Source organism: Arthrobacter sp. MYb221 (assembly GCF_002979835.1).
In the GTDB taxonomy this organism is placed as follows: domain Bacteria; phylum Actinomycetota; class Actinomycetes; order Actinomycetales; family Micrococcaceae; genus Glutamicibacter.
In genome coordinates, this window is the sequence record NZ_PCPW01000006.1 from 184,185 (window position 1) to 211,158 (window position 26,974).

Annotated in this window: 30 protein-coding genes and 1 riboswitch; of the genes, 13 read left to right on the forward strand and 17 right to left on the reverse strand. The window is 59.9% G+C overall.

The window, feature by feature from the left end:
* Positions 1–88 precede the first annotated feature (88 nt).
* From CQ015_RS09595 to uraD, 7 genes are all read right to left on the reverse strand, one after another.
* Positions 89–694 (reverse strand): malonic semialdehyde reductase, encoded by a 606-nt coding sequence (locus CQ015_RS09595; protein WP_096282795.1) that lies wholly within the window; start codon positions 692–694, stop codon positions 89–91.
* 190 nt (positions 695–884) lie between these two features.
* Complete coding sequence (locus CQ015_RS09600) at positions 885–2,096, reverse strand: MFS transporter (RefSeq protein ID WP_105650014.1); 1,212 nt, start codon at positions 2,094–2,096, stop codon at positions 885–887.
* Positions 2,097–2,169: 73 nt separating this feature from the next.
* A complete protein-coding gene (locus CQ015_RS09605) occupies positions 2,170–3,132 on the reverse strand; it encodes an ROK family protein (RefSeq protein ID WP_258133913.1) in 963 nt (320 codons plus the stop codon).
* A gap of 704 nt (positions 3,133–3,836) precedes the next feature.
* Positions 3,837–5,372: a nucleobase:cation symporter-2 family protein gene (locus tag CQ015_RS09610; protein ID WP_176484040.1), complete on the reverse strand. Its 1,536-nt coding sequence runs from the start codon at positions 5,370–5,372 to the stop codon at positions 3,837–3,839.
* A gap of 77 nt (positions 5,373–5,449) precedes the next feature.
* Complete coding sequence (gene pucL, locus CQ015_RS09615) at positions 5,450–6,373, reverse strand: factor-independent urate hydroxylase (RefSeq protein ID WP_096282801.1); 924 nt, start codon at positions 6,371–6,373, stop codon at positions 5,450–5,452.
* Between the two features lie 4 nt (positions 6,374–6,377).
* Positions 6,378–6,734, reverse strand: a complete 357-nt coding sequence (gene uraH / locus CQ015_RS09620; RefSeq protein WP_105569344.1) for a hydroxyisourate hydrolase — start codon at positions 6,732–6,734, stop codon at positions 6,378–6,380.
* A gap of 28 nt (positions 6,735–6,762) precedes the next feature.
* Entirely contained in the window at positions 6,763–7,257 is a 495-nt protein-coding gene (gene uraD / locus CQ015_RS09625; protein WP_105554013.1) for a 2-oxo-4-hydroxy-4-carboxy-5-ureidoimidazoline decarboxylase, read from the reverse strand.
* Positions 7,258–7,575: 318 nt separating this feature from the next.
* On the opposite strand from uraD, the gene CQ015_RS09630 reads away from it, so the two are divergent.
* A complete protein-coding gene (locus tag CQ015_RS09630; protein ID WP_096282807.1) occupies positions 7,576–7,761 on the forward strand; it encodes a hypothetical protein in 186 nt (61 codons plus the stop codon).
* Between the two features lie 224 nt (positions 7,762–7,985).
* Here the strand turns inward: CQ015_RS09630 and CQ015_RS09635 are convergent, their stop codons facing one another.
* Positions 7,986–8,987, reverse strand: a complete 1,002-nt coding sequence (locus CQ015_RS09635) for an AEC family transporter (RefSeq protein ID WP_105650015.1) — start codon at positions 8,985–8,987, stop codon at positions 7,986–7,988.
* A gap of 168 nt (positions 8,988–9,155) precedes the next feature.
* Here CQ015_RS09635 and CQ015_RS09640 point away from each other — a divergent pair, with 168 nt between their 5' ends.
* On the forward strand, positions 9,156–9,911 hold the full coding sequence (locus CQ015_RS09640) for an SDR family oxidoreductase (RefSeq protein WP_096282811.1): 756 nt from the start codon (positions 9,156–9,158) through the stop codon (positions 9,909–9,911).
* A 78-nt stretch (positions 9,912–9,989) separates the two neighbouring features.
* Complete coding sequence (locus CQ015_RS09645) at positions 9,990–10,388, forward strand: hypothetical protein (protein WP_105554016.1); 399 nt, start codon at positions 9,990–9,992, stop codon at positions 10,386–10,388.
* Here the strand turns inward: CQ015_RS09645 and CQ015_RS09650 are convergent.
* The 3 genes from CQ015_RS09650 to CQ015_RS09660 form a co-directional block, all read right to left on the reverse strand.
* The gene (locus tag CQ015_RS09650; RefSeq protein WP_105554017.1) at positions 10,385–10,834 is read right to left on the reverse strand and encodes an SRPBCC domain-containing protein; all 450 of its coding nucleotides are present in this window, start codon (positions 10,832–10,834) and stop codon (positions 10,385–10,387) included. The two genes, CQ015_RS09645 and CQ015_RS09650, sit on opposite strands and share 4 nt — an antisense overlap.
* 42 nt (positions 10,835–10,876) lie before the next feature.
* Positions 10,877–11,131 carry a hypothetical protein gene (locus CQ015_RS09655; RefSeq protein WP_096282817.1) on the reverse strand — a complete coding sequence of 85 codons (255 nt, stop codon included), beginning with the start codon at positions 11,129–11,131 and terminating at the stop codon, positions 10,877–10,879.
* Positions 11,132–11,221: 90 nt separating this feature from the next.
* Positions 11,222–11,683 carry a MarR family winged helix-turn-helix transcriptional regulator gene (locus CQ015_RS09660; RefSeq protein WP_105554018.1) on the reverse strand — a complete coding sequence of 154 codons (462 nt, stop codon included), beginning with the start codon at positions 11,681–11,683 and terminating at the stop codon, positions 11,222–11,224.
* Positions 11,684–11,821: 138 nt separating this feature from the next.
* Here CQ015_RS09660 and CQ015_RS09665 point away from each other — a divergent pair, with 138 nt between their 5' ends.
* From CQ015_RS09665 to CQ015_RS09675, 3 genes are read left to right on the forward strand one after another with little or no spacing between them, the layout of a single operon-like run.
* Positions 11,822–12,853, forward strand: coding sequence for a tellurite resistance/C4-dicarboxylate transporter family protein (locus tag CQ015_RS09665; protein WP_105554019.1), 1,032 nt, complete (start codon positions 11,822–11,824; stop codon positions 12,851–12,853).
* A 9-nt stretch (positions 12,854–12,862) separates the two neighbouring features.
* Positions 12,863–13,864 (forward strand): pirin family protein, encoded by a 1,002-nt coding sequence (locus tag CQ015_RS09670; protein ID WP_096282823.1) that lies wholly within the window; start codon positions 12,863–12,865, stop codon positions 13,862–13,864.
* A 14-nt stretch (positions 13,865–13,878) separates the two neighbouring features.
* The gene (locus CQ015_RS09675; protein ID WP_096282825.1) at positions 13,879–14,211 is read left to right on the forward strand and encodes a GNAT family N-acetyltransferase; all 333 of its coding nucleotides are present in this window, start codon (positions 13,879–13,881) and stop codon (positions 14,209–14,211) included.
* Here CQ015_RS09675 and CQ015_RS09680 read toward each other — a convergent pair.
* From CQ015_RS09680 to CQ015_RS09695, 4 genes are all read right to left on the reverse strand, one after another.
* Positions 14,208–14,396, reverse strand: coding sequence for a DNA-binding protein (locus CQ015_RS09680; RefSeq protein WP_096282827.1), 189 nt, complete (start codon positions 14,394–14,396; stop codon positions 14,208–14,210). The genes CQ015_RS09675 and CQ015_RS09680 overlap by 4 nt on opposite strands.
* Before the next feature lie 9 nt (positions 14,397–14,405).
* Positions 14,406–15,794: an MFS transporter gene (locus CQ015_RS09685; RefSeq protein WP_105554020.1), complete on the reverse strand. Its 1,389-nt coding sequence runs from the start codon at positions 15,792–15,794 to the stop codon at positions 14,406–14,408.
* A gap of 353 nt (positions 15,795–16,147) precedes the next feature.
* Positions 16,148–17,503, reverse strand: coding sequence for a replicative DNA helicase (gene dnaB / locus CQ015_RS09690; RefSeq protein ID WP_096282830.1), 1,356 nt, complete (start codon positions 17,501–17,503; stop codon positions 16,148–16,150).
* Positions 17,504–18,157: 654 nt separating this feature from the next.
* Positions 18,158–18,658, reverse strand: a complete 501-nt coding sequence (locus CQ015_RS09695; RefSeq protein ID WP_105650017.1) for a flavin reductase family protein — start codon at positions 18,656–18,658, stop codon at positions 18,158–18,160.
* 106 nt (positions 18,659–18,764) lie between these two features.
* Positions 18,765–18,881: riboswitch (SAM riboswitch) on the reverse strand.
* Between the two features lie 233 nt (positions 18,882–19,114).
* Between CQ015_RS09695 and CQ015_RS09700 the strand changes: the two genes are divergently transcribed.
* From CQ015_RS09700 to CQ015_RS09720, 5 genes are all read left to right on the forward strand, one after another.
* Positions 19,115–20,236 carry a sorbosone dehydrogenase family protein gene (locus CQ015_RS09700; protein WP_105650018.1) on the forward strand — a complete coding sequence of 374 codons (1,122 nt, stop codon included), beginning with the start codon at positions 19,115–19,117 and terminating at the stop codon, positions 20,234–20,236.
* Positions 20,237–20,375: 139 nt separating this feature from the next.
* Positions 20,376–21,986: an AMP-binding protein gene (locus CQ015_RS09705; protein ID WP_105650019.1), complete on the forward strand. Its 1,611-nt coding sequence runs from the start codon at positions 20,376–20,378 to the stop codon at positions 21,984–21,986.
* An 83-nt stretch (positions 21,987–22,069) separates the two neighbouring features.
* Positions 22,070–22,648, forward strand: coding sequence for a dihydrofolate reductase family protein (locus CQ015_RS09710; RefSeq protein ID WP_096282838.1), 579 nt, complete (start codon positions 22,070–22,072; stop codon positions 22,646–22,648).
* Positions 22,649–22,854: 206 nt separating this feature from the next.
* A complete protein-coding gene (locus CQ015_RS09715; RefSeq protein ID WP_096282839.1) occupies positions 22,855–23,226 on the forward strand; it encodes a hypothetical protein in 372 nt (123 codons plus the stop codon).
* A 106-nt stretch (positions 23,227–23,332) separates the two neighbouring features.
* Positions 23,333–23,956 (forward strand): TetR/AcrR family transcriptional regulator, encoded by a 624-nt coding sequence (locus CQ015_RS09720; RefSeq protein ID WP_105554024.1) that lies wholly within the window; start codon positions 23,333–23,335, stop codon positions 23,954–23,956.
* A gap of 62 nt (positions 23,957–24,018) precedes the next feature.
* Here the strand turns inward: CQ015_RS09720 and CQ015_RS09725 are convergent, their stop codons facing one another.
* Both CQ015_RS09725 and CQ015_RS09730 read right to left on the reverse strand, forming a co-directional pair.
* The gene (locus tag CQ015_RS09725) at positions 24,019–25,536 is read right to left on the reverse strand and encodes an acetyl-CoA hydrolase/transferase family protein (RefSeq protein ID WP_374955688.1); all 1,518 of its coding nucleotides are present in this window, start codon (positions 25,534–25,536) and stop codon (positions 24,019–24,021) included.
* 181 nt (positions 25,537–25,717) lie between these two features.
* Positions 25,718–26,023, reverse strand: coding sequence for a helix-turn-helix transcriptional regulator (locus CQ015_RS09730; RefSeq protein ID WP_105569340.1), 306 nt, complete (start codon positions 26,021–26,023; stop codon positions 25,718–25,720).
* 244 nt (positions 26,024–26,267) lie between these two features.
* Between CQ015_RS09730 and CQ015_RS09735 the strand changes: the two genes are divergently transcribed.
* Positions 26,268–26,570, forward strand: coding sequence for a PadR family transcriptional regulator (locus CQ015_RS09735; RefSeq protein WP_105569339.1), 303 nt, complete (start codon positions 26,268–26,270; stop codon positions 26,568–26,570).
* Between the two features lie 9 nt (positions 26,571–26,579).
* A complete protein-coding gene (locus CQ015_RS09740; protein ID WP_105554027.1) occupies positions 26,580–26,972 on the forward strand; it encodes a hypothetical protein in 393 nt (130 codons plus the stop codon).
* The last annotated feature ends 2 nt before the right edge of the window (positions 26,973–26,974 follow it).

Sequence of the window (26,974 nt, forward strand, 5' to 3'; positions counted from 1 at the left end):
AACTGGCTCAACAACTAGCGAAGCCCGGAATTCACGAAAATGAATTCCGGGCTTCGCTTGTGCGTTGCTAAAGTTCGTCGAGCGGCCTCTAGACAGTGCGGACGACTGCTTCGTAGTCGAAGCGGTCCTTTGGTGCACCGATTTCGCCTTCGGCTGGTTGGCCGATATTCAGGACCAAGAAGCTCTTCTGGTCGCCTTCTGGGAAGAAGGAAGCATCAATGGCGGAGAAGTCTGCACCGGTCATGGGACCAACGGCGAAGCCCAGGCTGCGTGCAGCCAGGATGAAGTAGCCTGCCTGCAGGTGGGCGTTGTTGTTGCCGGTGGAAGCAGTGAAGTCGGCATCGGCGTCGTACATGGCCTTGGGTGCGTTGTAGCCTGGCAGGAAGTTATCCCACTGCTCGTGCCATGCGGTGTCATAGCTGAGGATTGCCACCAGCGGAGCTGCGGCAGTCTTGGCCCTGTTGCCATGCGACAGCGCGTCGACCAGGTTCGCGCGTGCTGCGTCGGACCGTACGTAGGTCACGCGCAGCGGCTGGGAGTTGAAGGCAGTTGGGCCGAACTTGGCCAGCTCGTAGATCTCCTGGGCCTGCGCCTCGGTGACTTCGCCGGCGAAGGCGTTGGCGGTGCGTGAGTCGCCAAAGATGGAGTTGATCGCGCCGGAGCCGATCTGGGTTTCGTCAGATGCAATAGTCATACTCATACCTTTCGGATCGGCCCGCGGCCACTGGATTGGGCCACTGCCGGGCTCGGTCTTCTTCTACCGATATCCAACTAAGAACAGCTTCGCCTCATTCCAATTATTAGCGTGTTCTATGCAACATGGAGAACAGCGGCAAGCGTGAACCACGGCTTCTGGGCCAGCACCTGCCGAGCCAAATCCGGCCCTAAAAACTAGTTGAGATCACTCGATTCCCAGGACCGGCCCAGCGGCGATGCAGCTTGGCACAGCCGAGCGCACACAGCGCGATGGCTGCACCAAAGTAGGTTACCGCCATCGATTCGCCGCTGATCTGGCCTACCCAGCCCAGCCCTAAGGCACCCAGTGCAGTCAGTGCGTAGCCCAGCACCCAAAAGGCTGAGCTGGCGCTGCCTCGATGTCGCGGCTCAATGCGGCGCAACACGATTCCCAGGCCTACCGGGAACAATGCGCCGTGGCTCAGTCCCGCAACGATCAAGCCGGCAAGATACATCGCCATCGCCAAGCTTCCGCCAAGTCTTGGTGCTAGAGCTATCAGCACCGCACCAATCGCCAAGCCGGCATACCCTAGGTGAATTTTTTCGCTCACCAGCTTCCCTCCGGCCTTCTGGCCCACCGCCGTGGCGACAAAAATCAATGATCCGATGAGCCCCAGCAATCGCAGGTCCGTAATGCCGAAGGCACGGACCACCAAAATGGAAGTCATCGCGGTGCAACCGCCCATCACCGCGAAGCCCAAGGTCATCAGCCCGCCCACGCAGAAGTCGCGCAATGTGACGCGTGGCACCAGCGGAAGGCTGAGTTTCAATCCGTGTCCGCGGTGCATCACGCTGTCCGGGGCCATGGCAAGCAATGCGATGCACAGACCTGAAAGTACTGCGTGAACGCTGAAAGCAATCATCGGGACGGATGGGAAGAAGAAGGTCAGAAATGCAGCCAGGGCTGGCCCGCTGCCCAGACCCACCATATTGGCCACGCTGGAAATGCTGGCACCGCGTCCGGAGCTGGAGACCAGATCAGTCAGATAGGCGGTCGCCGTTCCAGTGACCAGCCCGGCACACACCCCGGAAAGGGTGCGGGCAATGAACAGAGTGGGTGCCTCGGCGGCCATTGCATAGAGTATTCCGCTGGCGGCCGAAGCGAGAAGCCCCAGGATCATGACGGGTTTTCGGCCAATGGCATCAGATAGGGAACCGAAGATGCACAATACCGCGAGCACCACGATGGCGTATATCGCAAAAAGTTGCGTTGAGGCGGCGGTGCTTAGGCCGTATTCATCCTGAAGCATCGGATACAACGCGGTGGGCATCGTGGTACCGCACATGGCGACCGCATAGGTCCCCAAAACGACAGTCAAGGGCCAGCCGCGGATTCGGCTTGGTTTTGTGCGCAGGACCATGCCAAGACCTCGCTCCCATGTTGCGTAACAACCCGAGCCTAGATAAGTCCTAATGTCCTGTCAATGTTATTCATTATTGTTGCTGATTAAACCGCGCTAAATCAGCAGCCCCAATCAGTCCGGCCACCGGGCCCAATTCCGCCTGGCTGATCTTCGCAAAAGGACGGTATCCCCTGCCAGGCAGGGTGCGGCGATAGGTCTCCTCCGCCGTGGAAACCAGTTGCTTCGACGCAGCACCCAAACCGCCACCGATAACGACGGTTCCCGGGTCCAGAACCGAGACCAGATTCGAGATGCCCAGACCAAGCCATTCGCCCATATCCGCAATGAGATCGGCACAGGCCGGGTCGCCCTCTGCGGCAAGTCGAGTTACCTCTGCGCCGGTGACGGCCTCCGGGTCATCGTCCACGGCCTCGCGCAGCCGGAAGGCCACCGGCGATTTGCTGCGCACAAGTTCGGCTCCTTCTCGGCCCAAGGCATTGCCAGAAGCGTATTGCTCCCAGCAACCGCGGTTGCCGCAGGCGCACCGATGGCCGCCGGGAACGATCACCTGGTGCCCGAATTCTCCAGCAATGCCGGACTTGCCTCGGTGGATCTGCCCTCCGAGGATCACTGCCCCGCCGATTCCCGTTCCGAGGGTCAGGCACACCATATCGCTCTCACCGCGGCCTGCGCCGAAACGGTGCTCGGCCCAGCCGGCAGCGTCAGCGTCATTTACCAGAGTCACCTCGTGTCCAACGAGCTTCATCAGGCGGTCGCGCACCGGTTCATTTCGCCAGGACAGGTGGGGGCTGAACAGCACATTCTGCCCCTTGCGGTCCATCCAGCCAGCAGCGCCAATACCCACCGGCAACGCTTCGCTGCCCTCCGAGAGCTCGCGAATCATCTCAGCCAGGGCACGTTCTGTCCCCGCCACATCATGGTCGGGCGTCTCGCGGCGGATCTGCCCGAAGGCGTTCCCCTCTTCGTCCACGAGGGCTGCAAGGATTTTGGTGCCACCGATGTCAACGCCGATGGAAAGATTTGCTGGACTCACAGTCATCCAGCTTAGACCCTCGCAAAACGCCGACAGTTCCAATGCGCCGCTGGTGCCTAGGACTGTTCACGCGCAGGCGCGACCTTCCACGCGTTGCCCACCATCTGGCATCCCTGCGAATTCAGGACTCATGCAGGCTATTTACCGCCAACTACGATTCATTTCGACCCGCCCCCGCCAAGCGGGCTGCTCCCGAACGATTCAGGGTCTAAACTCCGGGTTAAATGATTGGCTACAAGGTAGCATCCGCTCGCGAGATGTCGCAGTCCGGGAAGACACCCAACGGCTAAGGGCTGAATTGGGGTTTGTACCATTTCCGAGATTTCCCTCGCTTACTATGCCCACTGCTCATAGTGCGGAAAACGTCGAGCGGAACGTGGCCGCACCAGGTTCGAATTCGTGCAGCATGCACCGGAAGGATCCGTCCCAGGGCCTCCACAGGAAATCGGTTCACTGCGCCCATCGACCAAGGAATTCAATGCATTGCTTGTTTCCATGGGAACGCCCGAATTCAATGCCCTCGGGGTCCGCTGGTAGACCATCTTCGCTGCCGCGGGCATCATCGCCCGCGCAAGTGCGGCCGGAGAATAGTTGGAGCACAAATGAAAGTGCTCGCAAACCGGGGTTTGCGAGCACTATCCGCTGATGGTTATTTCTCGTCATCGAGCACTTCGTCGACGCTGGGGGCAGGTTCAGCCGTTTCCTCAGTGTTCCGCGGTTTTGGCAACTCTGGGTACAGGCATCTCGATGGCCCCCGTCTGGATCTGCTCGAATTCTTCCGGCGTGACCACGGGGATCTCGTAACCCTCTTTGTCGATGAGCTTTCCACCTTCATAGTGGTCTCCCTCTATCAGCCCGCAGATTTCTTCGCGCTTCACCATGCGCGGCGGGGCGGCGGAGAACACCGAAGAGTTCTTCGAATTCCCGAATTTCAGTTCGTTGAATAGCAGGTTCAACAGCACCGCCATGATCGCGGCCGAAGAGATCCCCGAGTGGAAGATCGTTTCGAACCAGCTTGGGAAGCTCGCATAGAAGTCCGGCTTGACGATCGGGACGCAGCCAAAGGAGATCGATGCGGCCACGATGACTAGGTTCATCCCGTCATATTTGATCTTGGACAGGGTTCGAATTCCGGAGGCGGCCACGGTGCCGAAGAGCACGATTCCGGCACCGCCGAGCACCGGGGTAGGAATCGCGGCGACCACACGCCCCAGGATCGGCAGCAGGCCGAGCACCACCAGAATGCCGCCACCGGCCGCGACCACGAAGCGGCTGGTGATCCCGGTGATGGCCACCAAACCGACGTTCTGCGCGAAGGCCGACTGCGTGAAGGTGTTGAACAACGGAGCCACGGCCGAGGAGGCCATATCGGCACGCAGCCCGTCGGCAATGCGCTTTGAATCCACCCGGGATCCGGCGATCTCACCGACTGCCAGAATATCGGCGGTGGTTTCGGTCAGGATAACCAGGACCACGATGGTCATGGAAATGATTCCGCCCAGCTCAAAGACCGGCATGCCAAAGGCCAGCGGCTGCGGGAAGGCGAAGACCGAGCCGGTACCGACCGCGGAGAAATCTGCCATCCCGAGCAGGGCCGCGGCCACGGTGCCGAAGACGATAGCCAAAAGAATCGACATCCGCGAAATTGCGGCGTTGCCGACCTTGGAAAGCAGCAGCACGGCGAGCAGCGTACCGGCGGCGAGCCCGATGTTCGGCAAGGAACCGTAATCGGGAGCCTCGGCGCTTCCTCCCATGGCCCAGTTCGCCGCGACCGGAGTCAGCGAGATGCCGATCATCGTAATGACCACCCCGGTGACCACCGGCGGGAAGTACCTAATCACCCGCGCGAAGAACGGCGCGATGAGGAACCCGATGAGCGCGGCAACGAGAACCGCGCCGAAGACCGCCTGGATGCCTCCTCCCCCGTTGACGATGGCAACCATCGTGGCGACCGAGGCAAAGGAGGTTCCCTGGACCAGCGGCAGCTGAGCTCCGAAGAAGGGAATTCCTACAGTCTGCAAGATAGTTGCCAGCCCGCCAATGAACAGGCAGCTGGCCACGAGCAATCCGACTTCCTCGCTGCTCAACCCCGCCGCACCGCCGATGATCAAGGGCGGGGCGATGATTCCCCCGTACATGGTCAGGACATGCTGAAGCCCGTAGGCCAGTGACTTGCCAAATGGTAATTTAGCGTCCTCTGGCCGTAATGCTTTGATAGATTCATCAGGTGTAGCGCTCAAGGCTGACCTCCTACGTCAGTCGCTGCCATAAAGGGTGTGCCGGTGTGTCCGCACCGGCACACCCTTTTCACATCGGGTTAGATAAATGCAGGGATATTGGCCCACACCGGATGGTTGACCTCGGTTCCCTCGCGGGAGAGGGTAGCTTCGATCAGCCCATAGGGCCGATCTGCGGCAAAGAACACTTCATTTGGGTTGTCCTGGCCGAAGACTTCCAGGTCCACCAGGAAGTGGTGCTTGTTCGGCAGGGACATCTTGATCTCCGCAATTTCCGGATGCGCCTCAAGAACCGCTTGGCCCATGTTGTACATGCTCTGCTGCAGCGCGTACGAGTGGGTCTGCGCAAACTGGGTGAGCATCAGCGAACGCACCGAGCTGTACACGGCGTCGTAGTCGATGCCGGCCGCGACGGCCTCCGGGTTATAGCGCCAGCGGGCGGTGACATCGGTGGCCAGGATGCGGTCGGTGGTTTCCTTCAGCGTCGTGTACCGATCAACCGGGAATCCGTGGAACTCGCTGCCCGTGGACTTCAGGACGGTGAGGCCTTCCAGCCCCGCGACGATGCTCTTTTCTCCGTCGGACCCGATTTCCAGGACGGCCGTGCGAATTTCGGACTTGTTCTGCGAGAAGGCGTGGTCGTGATCGTTGATGCGGTCCCAGAAGAACTGCTGCGCCGCCCATCGGCCACCGGTGATCCAGTCGAATTCGCCGGTGAAATGATTTCCCAGCTGAACCAGGAAGTCTTCGATAGCGCCCACGCCGTTGCGGGCCAATCCGTAGACGGTGTTCTTCTGGGTGTCGGTGGGTACGACTCGGGCGTTGTCTCCGTCGATGTGGGCGGCCGTGAAGTCGCCGTGCAGCTGGCTGGTGACGTTCAGATCCTGGATCTGGTGGCGATCGGTGTCGCGGGTGATTTTTACCAGGCGGACCTCGGCCTTGCCATACTGGTTGGATCCAAGCACGATCTTGGTTCCTGCTGGGGCATTGATTTCGGTAGTCATGGTTCTAACTTCCTCGGTACGTGGAATATGCAAACGGGCTGATAAGAAGAGGTACGTGGTAATGCTGGTCGACGTCATTGACGTAAAAGTCGATGCTTACCGCGGGGAAGAAGCTTTCCGTTCCCTGCTTCCCGAAGTAGTCGCCGGTTTCGAAGGAAATCCGGTAGCGTCCTGCTTCAACCTGAGCCGGCCCCAGAGTCTTGATGCGGCCGTCCGCATCGGTGAGTCCGGATCCGATTTCTTGCCAGCCGGATGCCCTGTTGGCTTCCAGCGTGGCCTTGACACCGGAGGCAGGCCTCCCGGTCCCGGTGTCGAGAATGTGGGTGGTGATGTGACTGCGTGCTGCGGTCGATTCATCCATGAAGTACTCCTTAGCTCAAGGGTTGGCTTTAGCCGCTGACCGCGCTGGACATGCGGAGCAGCGCAATCGCACGCAACTGCTCGGCTACTTCGCGCAATTCGGTGTCCTCGTCATTGCCGAGGCGGCGTTCGCATTCGGCGAGGATTTCATTGCTGCTCCGCCCCGCGGCACGGATGAGGAAAACCCTGTTGAAGCGGGCTTCATAGCGGCGGTTGGCTTCGGCCAGACGGGAGGTGACATCGTCATCGAGCCGCAGGCTTGCTTGCTCGCCCCGGGAGAGCGAGGCTTCGGCGGAATCTCCCTGGGCTCGTTCGCCGATGCGGGGGTGATGCGCCAGCGCCGCAGCGATTTCTGACTCGCCAAAGGGCGCGGCACTGCGTTGGGCTGCGGCCGTTAGCGCAGCACTGTCTGCATAGGGGCGTGCGGCCACAAGCTCGTTGATCCAACGTTCCACATCGAGGCATGGCCGCAAGACGGCGGCAGCGTCTGCCTCGGGTAAGTTGTTAAAAACATGCAGGTCCATCGGGTGATCAGCTCTTTTCTTACACCACGATCCGATGGCTGAACACCCTTACCACCGATGGTTCTATCGGCTTCGACTCGATGTTTTTGGATCGTGGAATCTTCGTTCCACTACTGTAAGCCAACTCACACTACCTCCGTCAAGTGGTTTTCGAGGGAAATTTTTTGAAGTGTGATTTATTGTCGGAAATTTCGGTCGCAGGGAAGTTTTTAGGCCGAAACCCTTGCCAGGAGCCGCGCTCACCCGACATACTGTTTTCGTAGGACAAAAATAAACTTCCGCATTACGGAATCAACTTATCGCAAAAGGAGGGTCGCCATGACCGCCAACCAGTCGGCAAGCATCAACTACTCACCTAAGGAAGCGCGGGTCCTCTCGGCGACCGCGGCGCTCCAGACGGGCATGTTCCAGCCAATCGAGAATCTGGACCCTGACATGTCCCCGCGGGCACGCATCAACACTTCGGCACCGAGCTTCCTGGACCGCCTGCTGCGCAGAAACTAGTTCGCCGACCCCTAGGGGTGCAAAACTTCATAAAGGCCATGTTCCGGAGGCGCCGAGCATGGCCTTTATGTTCTTAAATGGCCCACGTCAAACGGACGTGGGGCTCAAGGGAGGCATCGAAAGATCATTGCGCTGCGTGCTTGGCGTGCTTGGCACCGGGATCGTTCCACGAACCCGCTTCGGCGCGAGCTTCAACCATGAAGAGAAGTGCTGCCCGCGAGGATCTACTTGAGCACCAGCTGCGCCAAGACCGGAAGCGCGATTACCGACAGGGCGCAGGTAATCACGATGGCCAGCGCCGTCGGCTCACCGTCACCGGTGTCATTGTGAGCCATGATGTAGGCCGTGGCGGAGGTCGGCATAGCTGCCATAAGCACCGCGGTGTTGAACCACATCGATTCGAGATCCGGCGCGAAAATCCAGAGCATCGAAACGGTCAGCAGAGGCAATGCCGCCAGCTTGCCAACCACCATGACCAGCATGGTTCGCTTGGCTCCACGCACCTTGGTATGCGCCGTCCCCGCCCGCCGGTCCAGGGTGCGCTGAACGGTGCGCCGCAAGGATAGACCGATTACGAACAAGGCTCCGGGGGCTGCCGCGGCGGCAATGAGGTCTACGGTGTCATCAAGCGGTTTTGGAATGGGGATCCCCCACATCACCACTGCTCCGCCAAACACCATGGCCCAGGAAACCGGGCTATAAAGCAGTGCATTGCGAACCGTCAACGCGATCCGGCGACCGCTGGGCTTATGCCTGTTTCCCGGGCCTGCCGGCATCATCAGCTGGGCCAAGATGGGAAAACCCACCATAAAAATAACGTTGTGGACCAGCTGCCCCATGCCTGCGGCGAGACCGGCCTGGCTGCCGAGCACCCCGAGAACTACCGGAATTCCCAGATAGGAGACGTTGCCAAAGCTGGTGCTGAGCATGCCAGCCAGGCTCCGCCCGCGCTCTACGCGCAACACATAGCGGAAAAGGACCCAACAGATGAGGGCGAATGCCAACGTCGAGACGATGCTGACCCACAGGAAATCGAACGGAACTCCCCGACTAACATCGGCCCGGGCAACCACCTTGTACAGCAATGCAGGCAGTGCCACGTAAAAGACAAAAACGTTCAGAGCCGGTTCCACGCTGGGCGGGAATTTCGGTGAATAACTGACCGCGTAGCCAATGAGCATCACGAAGAACAGCGGCAGGACACCGAACAGCACGTCGAGGAACACAAGACTCCTTCAAAGTTCATTTTTGAGTCTTTCCAAGCCTAGTTGTCCTTCCCGCGGCAACCTGCATCGGCTTCGCTGGACCTGCCGAACTTCAGGCATGCTCCGGCGGATTCACATACGCGGCTGCCATGGCACCTGCGACTAGGCTAGATGCCAAAAGGAGTTAATATGCCATCTGCAAACATGCCGACGTCCAGCATCCTGATCACCGGAGCCGGCACCGGCATAGGTCGGGCCACCGCACGGCTGCTACTAGCCCAAGGCTGGAATGTGGTCTTGGCCGGACGCACCGAACAGACACTGCAGGAAGCAGCACAAGGCCACGGCAACGCTCTAGTGGTCCAAGCCGATGTCTCCTCCGCCGAAGAGGTTCGATGCCTATTTGCGAAGGCGACCGAGCATTTTGGTCGTCTCGATACGCTATTCAACAATGCCGGAACGTTCGGTCCCGCGGTCTCCATCGATGAGCTAAGCGCGGAGGACTGGGAGAAAGTCTGCCAGGTGAACCTGACCGGAGCGATGAATTGTGCCCGCGAAGCTTTTAAGCATATGAAGCTGCATGGCGGCGGAAGAATTATCAACAATGGATCAATTTCCGCTCAAGTGCCCCGACCACGGTCGGTGGCCTATGCAGTTACCAAGCACGCCATCACGGGGCTGACTAAGTCCATTGAACTCGATGGCCGCCCGTTTGGCATCTGCGCTTCACAGATCGACATCGGCAACACTGCTAGCGACATCATGGACGAACTCGGCACCTCGCAAGGAGCCTTGCAAGCCGACGGCTCGCGCAAGGTTGAGCCAACATTCGACCTGCAACAGGCAGCGCAAGCCGTAGCCTTCCTGGCTAACAGCCCACTCACCGTCTCGGTCAATCAGCTCACCATTACCGCTGCAGGGATGCCCTATATTGGCCGCGGTTAGTTCGCTTTGCGCGCGGAGTTCAGCTGGTGGCTATAGTGGGACGAACCGTTTAGAGTCCAAATTCAGGCAAGTGAGAAGATGAGCGCCGAACCGTCAGCAATGCAAGTGAGCTATCCGGAGAATTGCGGTAATGCCCCACGGCATCTGGTGATTCAGGAAGTGATCGTGGCGCTGCACGGGCGAGATCTGGATCATCTCAGGCTGTGGCTCACCGAGGACATTGAATGGGAAATAGTTGGCTTTGAAACGCTGCACGGGATCGAGGCGCTCTGTAGCTGGGTAATGATTTCAGGAGATACGAAATCACTCGAATTCAAAAGCGTGCTCACTCACGGTCGCGAAGGAAGCACCGATGGAAATATCACCAACGGTCAGGATATCTCCGCGGCTTTTAGCCATGTGCTGCGCTTTACCGGAGCAGCGAAAACCGCACGGATCAAGTCCGCGCGCAGCTATCTGGTGTCGAAGCCAATTTAGAAGTACTCGGCCAAGAACGATTCAAGCTTTGCAAACGCGGAATTCCAGGCCTTTTGGCTGCTCTCGATGACTTCATGTGGCAATGGGCCCTGCGTCAAGGTCACATAGGTCTGGCCGGCAAATTCCTTGAAGTCCAGCTTGGTGTGAATGACCAGATCCAGCGTCATCTCATGCGGACCATCGGCGCTGGCCAGGCATACCTGTTCGTCAAAGATCGTGACCACTGCCTTGAGCGGCACCTGAGCTTCCGGGTTATCGCTTTGTGCCATGGTCAGCTCATGGCGTCCCCCGACCTTCGGCTCGAGAATTACCGAGCCCTCCTGCACCGTCCAGCCATGCGGTCCCCACCACTGCGTAATAATCTCCGGTTCGACGAATGCGGCCCAGACCGCAGCACGAGGAGCGGCGAATTGCCGGGACAAGACAAGTTCATTCATTTCCTGCATACTCGGATTTTACCGTGCTCTCGGCGGGGAATCTAAAGCCGGCTATTTGGGGCGACGGGATTCCATGCGGCTAGCGGTATATACGGTTAGCTCATCGGCCTGAGTTCCGGCGGCCTCGTGGGCGCGCAGCACCATCATGGCGCGGTCCCATTTAATGCGTTCGCGTGGGCTGGTCATGATCGAGCGTTCGGCCGGGCCGAAAATACTCAACCCCAAATACTTCAGGCGCCATCGGGCACGATATCCAAGACTCAAGCCGGTGGTGTCGCTGATGATGGGCAGTGGTGACTCGTCCATGGGGAAACCTCAATTTGTCAGGGCGCCGGAGCCAATTGCGTCCGTGACTTAAGCCTACTCCAATAGTTGGTGCACCAACTATATCCTTAATCACTCGGCGGGCGCCGCGATTCCCGCGTCCACCACATCGCCCAGAATCTTGCACAATTCAACGACTTTTTGCTCGCTTAAGTTCAGCCGACTCAGCATCTCATGGGGAATATCCAACGCCTGCTCACGCAGCATTTCACCCTTCTGGGTAGTCTCAATCAAGATCGCGCGTTCATCGCGCGGATTCTTTCTGCGCTCGAGCAATCCGGCTTTTTCAAGGCGCTTGACCAGCGGGGAGAGCGTCCCGGGATCCAGATGCAGCTTTTCGCTGAGCTCCCGCGCACCGATTGGAGCAGATTCCCACAGGGCCAGCATCACCAGGTATTGCGGGTGGGTCAGCCCCAATGGGTCGAGCACCGGCTTATAAGCTGAAATCACCGATCGTGAGGCGACAGCCAGTCCAAAACACAACTGCCGCTCAAGCTTGAGCAGATCATCACGACGAAGATTGGAGCTGTCCACGATGTTTTGTTCTCCTTGGGGTTCATGCCGGTACCGACACTAAGATCGTACGCCAGCATCCTGAGACGGGGCTTGGCGGCAGAGCGCCACAGGCGTTAGCCTCAACATCTCGGCAAAGAAGACTTCAAGGAGACCTAGGTGAACCCAGAACTGCGTGCTAGCCGCTCACGATTCACCCGATGGGTAGCCACCCTTGCCCCGTCGGTATTCTCCAGCGTGATGGCCACCGGCATCGTAGGCATGGGTCTGCTGCTTTCCGGGTTCTCCGCCCTCGGCCAGGCTTTCTGCATCCTGGCCGGTATCATGTTCCTCGGACTACTCACGGTGCTGGTCCTGCGCGTCGTGCGCTATCCGACGGCGGTGCAAATTGATGCGCTGAACCCGGCCGTTGGTTTTGGGTTCTTCACCGTGGTCGCGGCCTCGAATGTCCTAGCCCTCGCACTGGCGGTTTTGAAGCTCCCGGGCGCCGCACTGACCGCGCTGATATTCGGGACGCTCATTTGGCTGATCACCACCTACGCGATTCCCGCCGGGCTGGTGCTGCATGAACGTCCGGAACCGGCACTGACCCACGCAAATGGGTCGTGGTTCCTCTGGGTGGTGGCCACCCAATCCGTTGCCGGCGGATTAGCGCATCATACGAGCTTCGGCGCCTGGGCCGCCATGCTTGCCTTAGCTATCTGGTTGCTAGGCTGCGCGCTCTATCTGCTGACCGCTACCCTCGTGACGGTGCGCATGATCCGCTATCCGAACCGCGCCGAGACGCTTTCACCGACGTATTGGATCTTCATGGGGTCCACCGCGATCAGCGTATTGACCGGTTCGCAACTACTCGGCTTGGCAAACCGCGGTGAGATTCCGAACTGGCTGCAAGCAAATATCGCCTTTACCACCTTGGCGTTGCTCGCCATAGGGTTATGGTTCATCCCCCTGCTGCTGGTCTTCGGAATCTGGCGGCACATCATCCACCGCCACCCGCTGAGCTATGAAACTGGCCTTTGGGCGATTGTCTTCCCGCTGGGCATGCTCGCCACCGCATGCCTTTCCCTGGGATCAATACCGGATTTCTCGGCTCTCTTTACGCTGGGGCAGATAGTGATTTGGGTGGCCGTGGCCAGCTGGGCGGGAACCATCGCCCTATGGGTGGCACGAATCAGGCATCCTGCCTAGTCTTAGGTTATGAGCAACCTTGAACAGGCACCGGCGGAAATCGACTGCAGCAACCTCGATGCACGCTCAGAGGTTCAGGCGCTGGAGCCCCGCCCAGTCCCCCTCGGTGGCCCGCGAGCCATGACGGTCTCCCGGACTCTTCCGCAGAAACAGCGCAGCCTGATCGGCGCGTGGTGCTTCCTCGACCACTACGGACCGGACGACGTAGCGCTCACCGGCGGGATGAACGTTCCACGGCATCCGCACACCGGACTGCAGACCGTCTCCTGGCTCTTCTCCGGCGAAATCGAACACATCGACTCGGCCGGGCATAAGGCCAAAGTGCGCCCCGGTGAATTGAACCTCATGACCGCTGGATACGGAATCACGCATTCCGAAATGCTCTGCGAAGAAACCACGATCTTGCACGGAGCCCAGCTATGGACCGCCCTGCCTGACCGGGTGCGCAATATGGAACCAACCTTCGAAAATTACCGTCCCGAACCGATATACGGCCAAGGATGGATGCTCAACGTTTTCCTCGGCACTCTCGCGATTGGCGAGCAGAGCCTCACCTCCCCGGTGAAGACGCATACCGAACTCAGCGGGGCCGAACTGCACCTCGACCCGCATACCGAGGTCGAAATCGTGGTCCCCGCACATCACGAACACGGTGTACTCGTTGATCAGGGCCGCCCGACGGTCAACGGCAAACCACTTGAGCACCGCGAACTGGGCTTCGTCCGGGCCGGATGCACCACGCTGCGCATCACTGCCGGCGAGCAGCCGGTCCGCGCTTTGCTGATCGGCGGAGAGCCGCTGAAAGAGGAGATCCTCATGTGGTGGAACTTCGTGGGACGCAGCCATGAAGAAGTCCTCGCATTCCGCGCGCAGTACCAAGCGGAAATCGGCGCCGAACCAGGAGACAGCTCGGAGGACCGCTTTGGCCCATTTCCGGAAAACACTCCCGCGCCATTGCCGGCGCCGGCGCTACCTACCGTCCGACTACGTACACGAGTTAACCCCTCCTAGAAAGCGGCCACCAAATGAGCGAAATCACCCCTGTTTTCCTGCCCGAACGTCGGCGATATGCACTGGACGATGATGGAAAGGTCATTGGCGCAACCCACTTTCGAGAATTCACCGGTTCCGCTGGCACCGAGCGGATCTTTTTCCACACGACCGTGGACGAAGAATACGGCGGACAAGGACTGGCCAGTGTGCTGGTGAAATTCGCGTTGGACAACACCATCGCCGGTGGAGCCAAGATCGTGGCAGTTTGCCCGTACGTCAAGGCCTATGTCGCTAAGCACGCCGAATACCAGCCACACCTCGTCGCGACGACCCCAGAGCACCTGAAAGTCCTGCCACGCGCCTAGCTGCGCAGCTCAAGACCCTGCTTGTCCAGGGCTTCACGGAGGATGCGCAGCGCTTTTGGTCCGACGCCATGCAACCGAAGCAGCGCTTTCTCGCCGGTTTCGCCCGCTTGTTCGAGGCTCGTGATACCAGCGCTTAGCAGCGCCCTGGTGGCCGGTGCGCCGATGGCTGGGAGCTCAGTTTCCATACGCCTGGGCTACTTAGGGCCAGCCGCCGCCGGGGATTCGATCCGCGGCGTAACGACCAGCAGTACGATGATCAGGAACAACGAGAAGGCAAAGACCGCGGCGAAGCCCAGCCCCACTGCCACCGTGGCGAAGATGACCCCGCCAAGCGCGGTCACTCCCGCGTTGCCCAGCGCATCCGCCATGGTCATCGCCGAGGAGTTGAACCCTTGTTCCTGCTTGCCGGAGAGGGCCAGCATATTCACGTTTTGGCGTGGGAAGATCATTCCCATTCCAAATCCGCCTATCGCCCAACCAACCACGATGATGGCCACCGACGGGTGGAACAACGCGGCATAAAGCGCGGTGGAGATGGCGAACGCCCCGGCCAGGGCGCCGATTCCGATGCATGCGGAATTGCTTAAACGTTCACCGGCTTTCCCCTGCAGCCACGAGCCCAGGGCCCAGGACAATGCGGAGGCGGTGAGCACCAGACCCGCGCGGTCCGGAGGCAGAAAATAGTCTTCGCGCAGCAAATACGGCAGGTAGACCTCTGTGCCGAAAAATGCTCCAGCCACCAGCGATCGGGTCAGCACCGTGGCTGGCATTCCACGCCGGGCGCTGAAGGTCCCTACGGGCAGCAGCGGCCGGATCGCCAACAGGGCGAGCGCCAACGCTGACAGCAGGGCGACGACGGAGGGCCACCCATTGTCCATGAGCCCAAGCAGGTTCATGGCGATCACCGAAGCCCCGGTGAACCCCGCGAGCAGTAGCCGCTTGATGGAGACCGGACCGAGGGTTGCATCGCGTGCAGAATCCATGCGATGCAGGGTCGGGATGACCGCCACGATCGCGAAGGCGATGAAGATCAGCACCCCAAGGAATACCCAACGCCAACCGAGGTATGTGGCGATCAGGCCCGCAATCCACGGTCCGAGCAACGCCGGGATCACCCCGGCGGCGGCGAAAAGTGCGAAAATTTTGCTGTGCAATTTTGCCGGATATGCCCGAGCGATCAGCACAAAGATTGCCACGGTCACGGCGCCGCCACCGATGCCTTGCAAAATTCTTCCGAGGATCAGCACCTGCATATCCGCCGCGGTGCCGCAGATAAGCAGGCCGCCGGCAAAAATAGCCACGGAAGCGTACAGCGGAATCTTCGGGCCTCTTCGGTCCGAAACCTCTCCCGCAGCAACCATGCCAAGCATCGCGCTGGCAATCGGTGCGGCAAAGGCCAGCGCGAAGTACTTCTGTCCATCGAGCAGCTCACTGACCAGCGGCATGATCGTGGAAACCGCCAACGCTTCGAAACCCACCAAGAAGACCAGGACGAACATGCCCAGGGTGGTCGCCAAATATTTGGCGGCATAGATCGACTCAACCGTTGCGGAATCTACCGCAGAGTCACGTGGTGATGGCATGCGGCCATTCTTTCATTGAACTTCTCGGACGCCGATTCGGCACCGATGGTTAGTGGATGCACCGCATGGCTTTGTAAGCTGAACCCATGCTTAACGAAGATACGCGTCGCCGACTGGTCAAGATCACCGCGCTCTGCCTAGCGCTGATGGTGGGAGCTACCGGGATACTCTCCAGCGGTGTCCTTGGCCTTTTCTAGGCAGCCAGCCCCACGCGCGGCGCGAATGGACGGCGCTTTCAGCACTATCATCGGCACGAAGCCATGCACGGAGAACGCAGCTGAACCAAGGGGCAGGGCCAAGAAATCTTGCGGATTTCTGGACCCTGCCCTGTGCCGTAGGCCTGCCTCGGCAGGCTAGCCGTCGTTCTGCATGTTGCTGAAGCGCGAATAGTGGCCCTGGAACGCCACGGTGATGGTCTTGGTGGGGCCGGCACGGTGCTTTGCGATGATCACGTCGGCTTCACCCGGACGGTTTTCCTTGTCGTAGACATCGTCACGGTGCAGCAGGATTACCATATCGGCGTCCTGCTCGATCGATCCCGATTCACGAAGGTCCGAGATCATTGGTTTCTTGTCGGTGCGCTGCTCGGAACCACGGTTCAGCTGCGAGAGGGCAACCAGCGGAACGTCGAGTTCCTTGGCCAGCAGCTTGAGGTTACGCGAGAACTCGGACACTTCCTGCTGGCGCGATTCCACGCGCTTGCCCGAGCTCATCAGCTGCAGGTAGTCGAGGATGATCATGCGCAGCTCGTTGCGCTGCTTCAGCCGTCGGCACTTGGCGCGGATTTCCATCATGGACATATTCGGCGAATCGTCGATGAACAGCGGAGCTTCGTTCAAGCGACCCATCGTGGTCGCAATCTTCGTCCATTGTGCGTCTTCCACCGAACCCTTGCGCAGATCCTGCAGCTGGATGGATGCTTCTGCCGAGAGCAGGCGCATCGCAATTTCGTTGCGGCCCATTTCCAGCGAGAAGAAGACGGTGGCCATGTTGTTCTTAATTGCCGCGGAACGGGCGAAGTCCAGGGCGAAGGTCGACTTACCCACTGCGGGGCGGGCGGCGATGATGATCATCTGACCACCCTTCAACCCCTGGGTCAGTTCGTCGAATTCGTAGAACCCGGTTGGCACGCCGGTAATTCCGTCGCCGGCGTTCGCCGCATTCTCGATCTCATCGACGGTTCCCTCGATGATGTCGCTCAGGCGCACGTAGTCTTCGCTGTTGCGGTTCTCGGCGACCTTGTACACCTCGGCCTGCGCCTCGTTGACGATCGCGTCAACCTCACCATCGGGCGAATAGCCCATCTGGACGATCCGGGTCCCGGCATCGACCAGGCGGCGCAATACGGCGCGTTCGCGCACGATTTCGGCGTAGTAGCCGGCGTTCGCGGCGGTGGGCACCTGCTGGATGAGGTTGTGCAGATAGGCGGCGCCACCCACGCGGGCGATCTCGCTGCGCTTGGTGAGCAGATCGGAGACCGTCACGGCATCGGCTGGTTCGCCTCGTCCGTAGAGATCGATGATTGCGTCAAAAATGGATTCATGGGCCGGGCGATAGAAATCTGTTCCGCGCAGCGCCTCGACCACGTCGGCGATCGCATCCTTCGACAGCATCATGCCGCCAAGAACCGACATTTCGGCAGGAATATCCTGCGGCGGGGTGCGACCCGCTTCCGAACCCTGACTCTCGTAGACCGGCTCCGCGCTCATAACTGACACTTCCATCCCCTATTGACCCTCTGGGAAATACCCTTGTGCCATGATGGCAACACTCAAGCATGTCACCGCCAACCGACGTTATCGTGTCGGCGGTACCTGTGGATATATCAGTCCCAAAGCCAACAGTAGGTCTCTTATCCATAGCCGCAAACTCTGTTATCCACAAGATCTGTGGATAATCCCCCTCTAGCTGTGGATGACCCTGTGTGCGACTTGGGGAGAAGCTTGTGGATTACCCCACTTAAGTTGCGCTAATGACTATCTGACTTGGAGTTTGTTGTTTGCACACCTGTGGATAGAAAGTTAATTTCTTTGTAGAGTCAACCTTCGCAAATGACGTTATCCACAGCATATCTCGCGGGATTCCGGTGTTTTCAACCCGCTTCATCGACTTATCAACGTACCATCCACAGAGGTGTGGATAGTTTTGTGGAAAGAATCTTCGTGAAGAACGCGGTAGTCACCGCTCCAAAAAGCTACTGAAACGTAACTTCGAGGCGAGTAATCCACAATTCGATGCAGAGCACCCCTCTGCGGTCATATGAACTTAACGCGCCCGCGCGGTCCAAGCTCGCCGGGCCAGTTAAACGACTGCGCGCCACTTGTCAGCGAAAATGACAGGTGGCGCGAAGCGAAGACAACTATTTAGACGAGTTCCGGGACTGGTAACGAGTGAAATCGTGAATCATGGAAAATCGACGGTGAATGCTCGGCGACCTTATGGCCATGGACCTGCAACAGGATGACCCAATGGTCTCCGGCCTCAACCTCACTGTAGATCGTCGTGTCGAGCCACAGCGTTGAGTCATGGATGAACAACGAGCCGTCGTCGCTGGTGTGGGTGTCCACACCGCGGAATCGATCTCCGCTCTTGGAAGCGATCTGCCTGCAGACCCCTTCATTGCGCTCGCTGAGCACCGAAACGCCGATTCGATTTGCGTCCTGCAGCTTCGGCCAAGTGTTCGAGGTTTTCTGCACGGCAAACATCACCAACGCCGGTTCCAAGGAAACCCCTACGGTGAATGAGGAGGCGACGATTCCCGTCTTTTCCCCGTTGACTTCGGCGCACAGAGTGGCAATTCCCGATGGGTGCTGGGCGAAAACCTTGCGCAGCGTCAGTGCGTCAAGTTCTTGATTCAAAGACATGCCTTGACTTCCTTTGCTTCATGCCCACCGGTACGGCGACGGTCGGCGGCAGGCTAAAGCAGCTTTGACTTGCTCTTACCCGCCGTCGAAGGTTTAACGCCTCGATGTGCGGTACTTGTATCGTGCGGTGTTGCGCGACACCGAATCTTCACCTGGAGCACCCCGCTACCGTATAGAGGGTTGCCGGCCAGCTAGCCAGGGCCTTTAGCTGACGCTCATGATTCTGATTAAAACGATATTGGCCTAAGCTCCCGCGCGTCAAACAAATTGCTTCGCAAATCGAAATATTCAACCCAAAATTCGATGAGCCACAAGTATTCGAGGGTCCATCGGAAATTTATTCAATCACAGGAGGGTTCGGATGCGGCTGCGCGGCCCGCTGATACCGCTCCCCTTCGGTGCGATACGAAGCGCCCAGCCTCTTGCATAGCGAACGGATCTTGCTAGCCTGAAACCATGCGGCCTCGAATAGCTGGTAATCCGAAGATCACGGTTTTCCTTGGAATTCTCGCCTGCGCCGCGATGCTCACCGGATGCGCCGCCGAAGCACCGCGTTCCCCCGGCGCCACGTCAAGCAGCAGGGCAGTCGATACCAAGTCGCCCGAACCGCGAAGGATCGCAGCCGAGCTAGCCGCCCCCTGGTCCATGGTCTTCGCCGAAAATACGCTGATCGTTTCAGAACGCGATTCGGGGCGGATCGTGGAAATAGATTCAGCGGGCAATGCCCGGCAAATCATCCGCTTGGACGACGTAGTTCATGGTGGCGAAGGCGGACTGCTTGGGCTGGCCTTTCAACAGCCCTACCTTTTCGCCTACTCCACCGCAGAAGACGGCAACCGCATCCAGCGATTCGAACTTTCCGGCGACAGCGGTGCGCTCGCGCTGAGTCATCCGCGGACGATCCTGTCCGAATTGCCATCGGCAGGAATTCACAACGGGGGGCGTCTAGCCATCGGACCGGATTCGATGCTCTACGCGACCGTGGGAGACGCTGGAAATGAATCCTCGGCTCAAGATCTGGAAAGTTTAGGCGGAAAGATCCTGCGGCTGACCATTCAGGGCGAGGTCCCCGGCGACAACCCCTTCCCCGGTTCGCCGGTATTCAGTTTCGGCCATCGCAATCCACAAGGTATCGCTTGGGCTCCCGACGGAACCATGTATGCCAGCGAGTTTGGGCAGAACCGCTGGGATGAATTGAACATTATTGAGCCCGGAGCCAACTACGGCTGGCCGGCGCACGAAGGCATTGCGGAAGATCCCGAATACCGCGACCCGATCCAGCAATGGAGCACGCAGTCCGCGAGCCCCAGCGGCATCACCATTTACGACGGGGTCCTCTACATCGCCAACCTGCGCGGGGAGCGCCTGCGAACCGTGGAGCTGAGCACGCCTCACGATTCCACCGAGTTCCTCGTAGGTGACCATGGGCGCCTGCGGGATGTGAAGGCCAGCGAGACCGGCGAGCTCTGGGTGCTGACGAATAACACCGACGGTCGCGGCACCCCGCAAGAGGGTGACGACAGGATTCTCGGCATCTCCCCGGAGACGCTCATCGACCGAACTGCCACCCGGCGCTGAATTTCGGCCACTGAACGAATTGATACTGCGGTTCTTGGATTGAACCCGAGGTCCATGCCACCATGAAGGTCGCAAGTGCTTCAGCTCACAGGCGCAGGCTGAAGGAAACCACGGATACGAATCGAAGGATATCGCACACATGGTCATGACTCAGGCTAACCACTCGGAACTCACACCCCTGCGATTCCTGCAGCGTTCGGCCGAGGTATACCCGTCGAAGACCGCGGTGATCCACGGGACCCGCAGGTACAGCTACGCCGAATTCGAGCGGCGCGTGCAGCGCTTCGCCCAGGTTGTCAAGGCGCGGATCGCGCCCGGGGACCGCGTCGCGGTACTTGCGCCGAATACTCCCGAGATGCTCATGGCCCACTACGCGGTTCCGCTGGCCGGGGGCGTGCTGATCGCGCTGAACACCCGGCTGTCGGCGCCCGAGCTGCGCTATATTATGGATCATTCCGAGTCGAAGCTGCTGTTCGCCGATACCGAATTGTTGGCAAATACTTCGACCCTGCGTTCCGAGATTCCGAGCTTGGAAGCGTTGATCGAGATCAGCGATGACCAATACGCCGGAGCGCGACCGGCGGTCGCCGTGGACGCGGTGCTCTCCGAGCTGCTGGACGCGGCCGGCGAGGAACGCCTGAGCTACGAGGTGGCAGATGAGCGCGCCCCGATCACGTTGAACTACACCTCGGGCACCACCGGCAAACCCAAGGGCGTGCTGTACTCGCACCGCGGCAGCTACCTGAACTCGCTGAGCGAGGCCCATCACCAAGGCTTCACCGCAAAGACCCGTTACCTGTGGACCCTGCCGATGTTCCACTGCAACGGCTGGTGCACCCCTTGGGCGGTCACCGCCGCGGGTGGCACGCACCTGTGCTTGCGCGGCGTGCGCGAGGATGCGGTGTGGGACGCCATTGAGAATCTTTGCGCTACACATCTCTGCGGAGCCCCCACGGTCTGCTCGATCATTGCCGACTCACCGCGCGCCCACGCCCTGGGCGATCCGCTGCGCATCACCACCGCCGGCGCCCCGCCGTCCCCGGCAATCATCACGAAGCTGCAGAAGCTGGGCATCGAGGTGGTCCATGTATATGGGCTCACCGAGGTCTATGGCCCCTACACCATCTGTGAATACCAGGATGACTGGGATCAACTGGATGCGGACACGCGAGCCGCAATGCTCTCCCGCCAAGGCGTGGGCATGCTGACCGCCGAAAGCGCACGCATCGTCGACGAGAATATGGTGGACGTTCCCGCCGACGGGCAAACCATGGGTGAGATCGTCTTTCGCGGCAACAACGTGATGATTGGCTACTACCGCGATGAGGCAGCCACCGAGCAGGCCTTTTTCGGCGGTTACTTCCATACCGGCGATCTGGGAGTGATGCACCCGGACGGCTACCTCCAGGTCCGTGACCGGGCCAAGGACATCATCATTTCAGGTGGAGAGAACATCTCCACCATTGAGGTCGAACAGGCTCTCGCCGCGCACCCGCAGGTGCTGGATCTTGCGGTGGTGGGCGTCCCCGACGACAAATGGGGCGAGCGTCCGGTCGCCTATGTCATTCGCACCACAGGTTCGAGCCTGGACGAGGCGACCCTGATCAATTTTGCCCGCGAACGGCTAGCTGGATTTAAAGTGCCACGCACCATCGTGTTCCCGCAGGATCTGCCGCGCACCTCTACCGGCAAGGTGCAAAAGAACGTGCTGCGCAATCGAAGCCTTGCAGCGCATTCAGAGAACGCCTGACTTGATGCCTGCTTTGGGTTCCCCCGCGCACCTGCGAGGCGTAAGGTGAGGTGCACTTAGCGCCGATTTCACGGGGAGTTCCCATGGCAGCGACATATACCTTCGACATCTTCTCCAGCCTCGACGGCTTCGGCAGCGCCACCGGAAATTGGGGCGGCTACTGGGGCAAACAGGGCCCGGAGCTGCTCGCTCGGCGGCTCGAGCACTACTCGCCACCCTGCCGGATGGTCTTCGGCGCAAACACCTATCGGCTCTTTGCCCAGTTCTGGGCCGAGGCGGAGAAATATACGGATGTGGATGACCCTTGGGGCGAGGCCATGCACAAGCAGCCTGCCACCGTCATTTCCAACTCCCTCGTCGGCCCGCTGGACTGGCCCGACGCGGCCATTGAGCGCGGTGATGCCCTTGCCGTAGTTCCGCGGCTGAAAGCCGAGTCGCTGGTGCCGCTGCGCTCTCACGGTTCGCTGTCCATGAATCGTTCGCTGTTGGCAGCCGGCCTCGTCGACTATATCCAAGTCACCATCTTCCCGGTGCTCACCGGACTGACCGGGCAATCACCGATCTTCGAGGGGGCCGAGGACTTCGACCTGGAACTCGTAGAGTCCCGACTGCTCGATGGCCGGACGCAAGAGCTCATCTATCGCCCGAGCCTGCATCACTAGCGCCGGTGAACCGGCAAAAAGTCGTCGTTGGCTACCGGAAATACGACCATCAGAGGGCTGCTTGCCCGGCGGCATGCGCGGCGCGAATCGGCTCCCCAGCCGCAGTCCGGTACCCCGGATAAACTATTGACCGGGCGGTCAATCAAACATAAATTGGAAATTGACTCCCAAAGGGAGCACTCCGACCTCTAGGAAGGTGATTTTCAATGAAGAAGTGGACTCGGTGGCAAGATTGGGTTGTCGTGGTGGCTGGCGCATACGCCGCGCTGTCGACAACATGGGTCGCGGGCACCACGATGTCCATGAACCTGATGGTGGGCCTTGGCGCCCTGATGGTCGTAGTCGGCATATGGAGTGTCGCCATGCCACGGCTGGTCAGCTTGGAGTGGGTGCTGGCCGCGGTCAGCGCGCTCTTGGTCGTCTCCCCTTGGCTCGGATCCTATGCAAGCGGCTATGCCACTGCTTCTTGGGTCTCGTGGATCTGTGGCGCCGTCGGCCTGGTTGCTTCTCTCTGGGCAATAGCACCGGCGATGCACATGCGCCACGAAGCCCACGGCGGCACGCGGGCAGCGCACTGACAACCATCTGCAACACGCAACCGGACGCGTGCGGGACAACGGGCAGAGCCCGCTGAGTCGCACGCGTCATTCTTGCCCGCAGCTCAATCGCGGAAGGATCTCCCCAATGCCCCTGCGCACCCCGACCCACGGCGGCAAGCACTCTCCTCGTGCCAACGACGAAACCGGAGCCTCCGCACGCACCCGCATCCTGAATGCAGCCGAACAGCTGTTCGCGGCGCAAGGCTTCGATGGGACCCCTACCTCGCATATCGCCAGGGATGCCGGCGTACCCAAAGGGCTCCTGTTCTACTATTTCCCGGCGAAGTTCGCCCTGCTCACGGCCTTGCTGGAGGAACGCCTCCAGGGCACGGAGATCGATTCCGGCGCGCTGGCAGTTCCCGGCGATCCTGCCTCGGGCCTCGTGATGATCGCCGAACGCTACTGCGCGGAGCAGGCGCGCTCCACCATGCTCCGGGTGGTGCTGTGGCGCGAACAGCATACCCACGCGGAGGTGGCGGCAGCCTTGGCAAGCTATCTGCATGATTTGGAGCAGTCAATCGAGCAGCTGCTGAGCCTGAGCGTGAGTTCCGCGGTGGATCAGCGATTTCTGCAGGCCGCCAGCCGGCTCTGGGCCGGCTATTTGAGGACTCTGCCGTTGCCGGGCGCGGCAACCGGCGGGCAGCGGTCCGCCATGGAGCTGCGCCTGGCCGCGGACCTGGTCTGCTCCGGGATGAACTCGGGGCAGTGAACGCGCGCGAGCCCGCGAGAACCCAAGGGTTTTCGCGGGCTCCTTGCACGGTATGCGGCGGACTACTGGGCCAGGCGCATATCCCCGGTTTCGTAGTAGCGCTGGTGCCAGCTCAAGGCCTCGCCCAGCAGGTGCGGGGTGTGCTTGCCGTAGCTTTCGCTCCGGGCCCGGTCGAAGTAGTCCTGGAGCATTGGGCGGTACGCCGGGTGCGCGCACTTGTCGATAATCAGCTGGGCGCGCTGCTTCGGCGACAGCCCGCGCAGGTCGGCCAGGCCCTGTTCGGTAATCAGGATCATGGTGTCGTGCTCGGTGTGGTCCACGTGGCTGGCCATGGGCACGATGCCCGAGATCTTGCCGCCCTTGGCCACCGACGGAGACATGAACACCGACAGGTAGCCATTGCGCGCAAAGTCGCCCGAGCCGCCGATCCCGTTCATCACATGCGAGCCGAGCACGTTGGTGGAGTTCACGTTGCCGTAGATGTCCGCCTCGATCATGCCGTTCAGCGCGATGCAGCCCAGCCGGCGAATGATCTCCGGGTGGTTGGAGATTTCCTGGGCGCGCAGCAAGATGCGATCGCGGTAGTGGGCCACGTGCTTGTTGAACTCGTCGATGCCCGCCGCCGACAGTGAGAAGCTGGTGGCGGAGGCGAACTCGATGGTGCCGTCCTTGATCAGCTCCAGCATCCCGTCCTGGATGACCTCGGTGTAGGCGGTCAAGCCCTTGTAGCCGCCGCGGGCCAGGCCTGCGAGCACCGCGTTGGCAATGTTTCCCACGCCCGACTGCAGTGGCAGCAGCTTCTCGGTGAGCCGTCCGGCGCGGATCTCGTAATCCAGGAAGTCCAGCAGGTGATCGGCAATCTGCGTGCTGGTCTCGTCCACCGGGGCAAAGGGGCTCAAGCGGTCGGGCGCGTCGGTTTCGACGACCGCGACCACCTTGGTGACGTCGATGTCCAGGTATTTCTGGCCGATGCGGTCGCGCACCGTGGTCAGGTTGATGGGTTTGCGGTGCGGTGGCAGCGCGGTGCCGTAGTAGATATCGTGCATGCCGTCCAAGGAGGCGGACTGCTGAGTGTTGACCTCGATGATGATCCGGTCTGCCATTTCCAGCCAGGTCTTGTTATTGCCCACCGAGCTGGAAGGGATCAGGTCGCCTTCTGCGGTCACCCCGACGACCTCGACGATAGCCACATCGATCTTGCCGTAGAAGCCGAACCAGGCGTGCTGGGCGACGTGGGACAGGTGAATGTCCATGTACTCCATGTTGCCGTCGTTGATGCGGCGGCGCAGTTCCGGATCGGACATGTACGGCAGGCGCAAATTCATGCCCTCGGCCTTGGCCAGCACTCCGTCGAGCTCGGGGGCGGTCGACGCGCCGGTGAGCACGTTGATCTTGAAGTCCTTGCCCTCGCCATGCTGGCGTTCCATCTGCGCCGCGAGCGCGCCGGGTACCGCCTTGGGGTATCCCGCACCGGTGAAGCCACTCATGGCCACAGTCATGCCGGGTTTGATAAAAGTTGCCGCCTGTTCGGCACTCATCAAACGGTCAACAAAGGCTCGGTGGTGAATACGCTCGTGCAAAATAACCCCTTCTAAACTTCCTTGTGATGCAGGTCTATAACCTGCATCTCACCGGAATACTTTAGCCGTTATTCGCCTGCAGTTAGACCTCTACCAGGCCTTATCCGCGATAGGTGGGGATATTAGCGACGAGGTGCGTCCAATTTGCGCCGACCGGTCTAGCCTGCGGCGGCCCCTTGGCCTAGTTCAGGTCCACGTGAATGGTTTCGCCGACAACCCTTGCCTGCAGCCTGCCACCCATCGCTTCGACGTAACGGCGCAAGGTTGCGAACTGCACGCGATCGATATCTCCGGTTTCCATGCGGGCCACGCGATCAACGCTGAGCTTCAGCGATGCGGCCAGTTCCACCTGGCTCATTTGCGCATCTTCGCGCATTTCGCGTAGTGACAGCTTGCGGGATTCCTCCTGCACGGTACGCCGATGCTCGGCAACCGCGTCGCGCTGGGAATCAGTTAATACATCTGGATCGGCATACGCAAAGCCCATGTGTTCCACCGCTTCTCTTTATTTAGGTCAACCATAGCCACTCTCACATTCGAGGCTATGGGCGGCAGCAGCGTTCCCCAATGATTATGACGACATTAGTTCCGGTCAATTTGGTGAATTATGGGCCAACACAGGGTTTCGCCATGGCATGGAATGTAGTTAAGCGCGAACGACTAGGGAAAATCGGGAAATATCATCCGAAAGCAGGATGAAAACCTAGCTATGTAAGAATCATACTTAAGGGATGGACGAGAATAAGGTAGTTCATCAAATCAGACGGTCCATGCTGCCCGTCGTGATCTTGAGCCAATTGCTCCAGGGGCCAAGCCACGGTTATTCAATGCTTTCAAAATTCGATGAGCACGGCATCACCGGGATCAAGAGCGGCACCTTGTACCCCCTGCTACGCGGCATGGAAGAGGCCGGAGATATCGCAGCCGAGTGGGAAATCGCCGACCGCGGACCGGCGCGCAAGAACTTCACCATCACCGAGCAGGGCCAACAGACCCTGCAAGAAATTCGACTCTGGCTACGCCAGATTGGCTAGGAGCGCCTTATGCAAGATATTGACACTTACCTCGAAGAGCTGCGCTTCAGCCTTTCACTGCGCAACCTGAACGCCGACACCATTCGCGATATTCTGCGCGAAGTGAGCTCAGAGTGCAATAACTACGAAGAGGCAACGGACAACTTCGGCACGCCAAATGACTACGCCGGCAGCTTCCCCAAAAAGGGCGCGGCAAAGGGGCATCAAATGTTCATGATGATCGGAGTGGCCTTGGGAATACTGTGGCCAGCATTTCAGCTGATCGATCGCGCCCAAGACCCCGATGGGCTCAACGGGCTCGGAACGATAGCCAAAACCTGGCTCCCAGCGTTGGGCTTTATCGCACTTGGAATCCTCATCGACTTCTCACGCGCGCTAAGCCGTTCCCGGAAGACCCGCTAAAC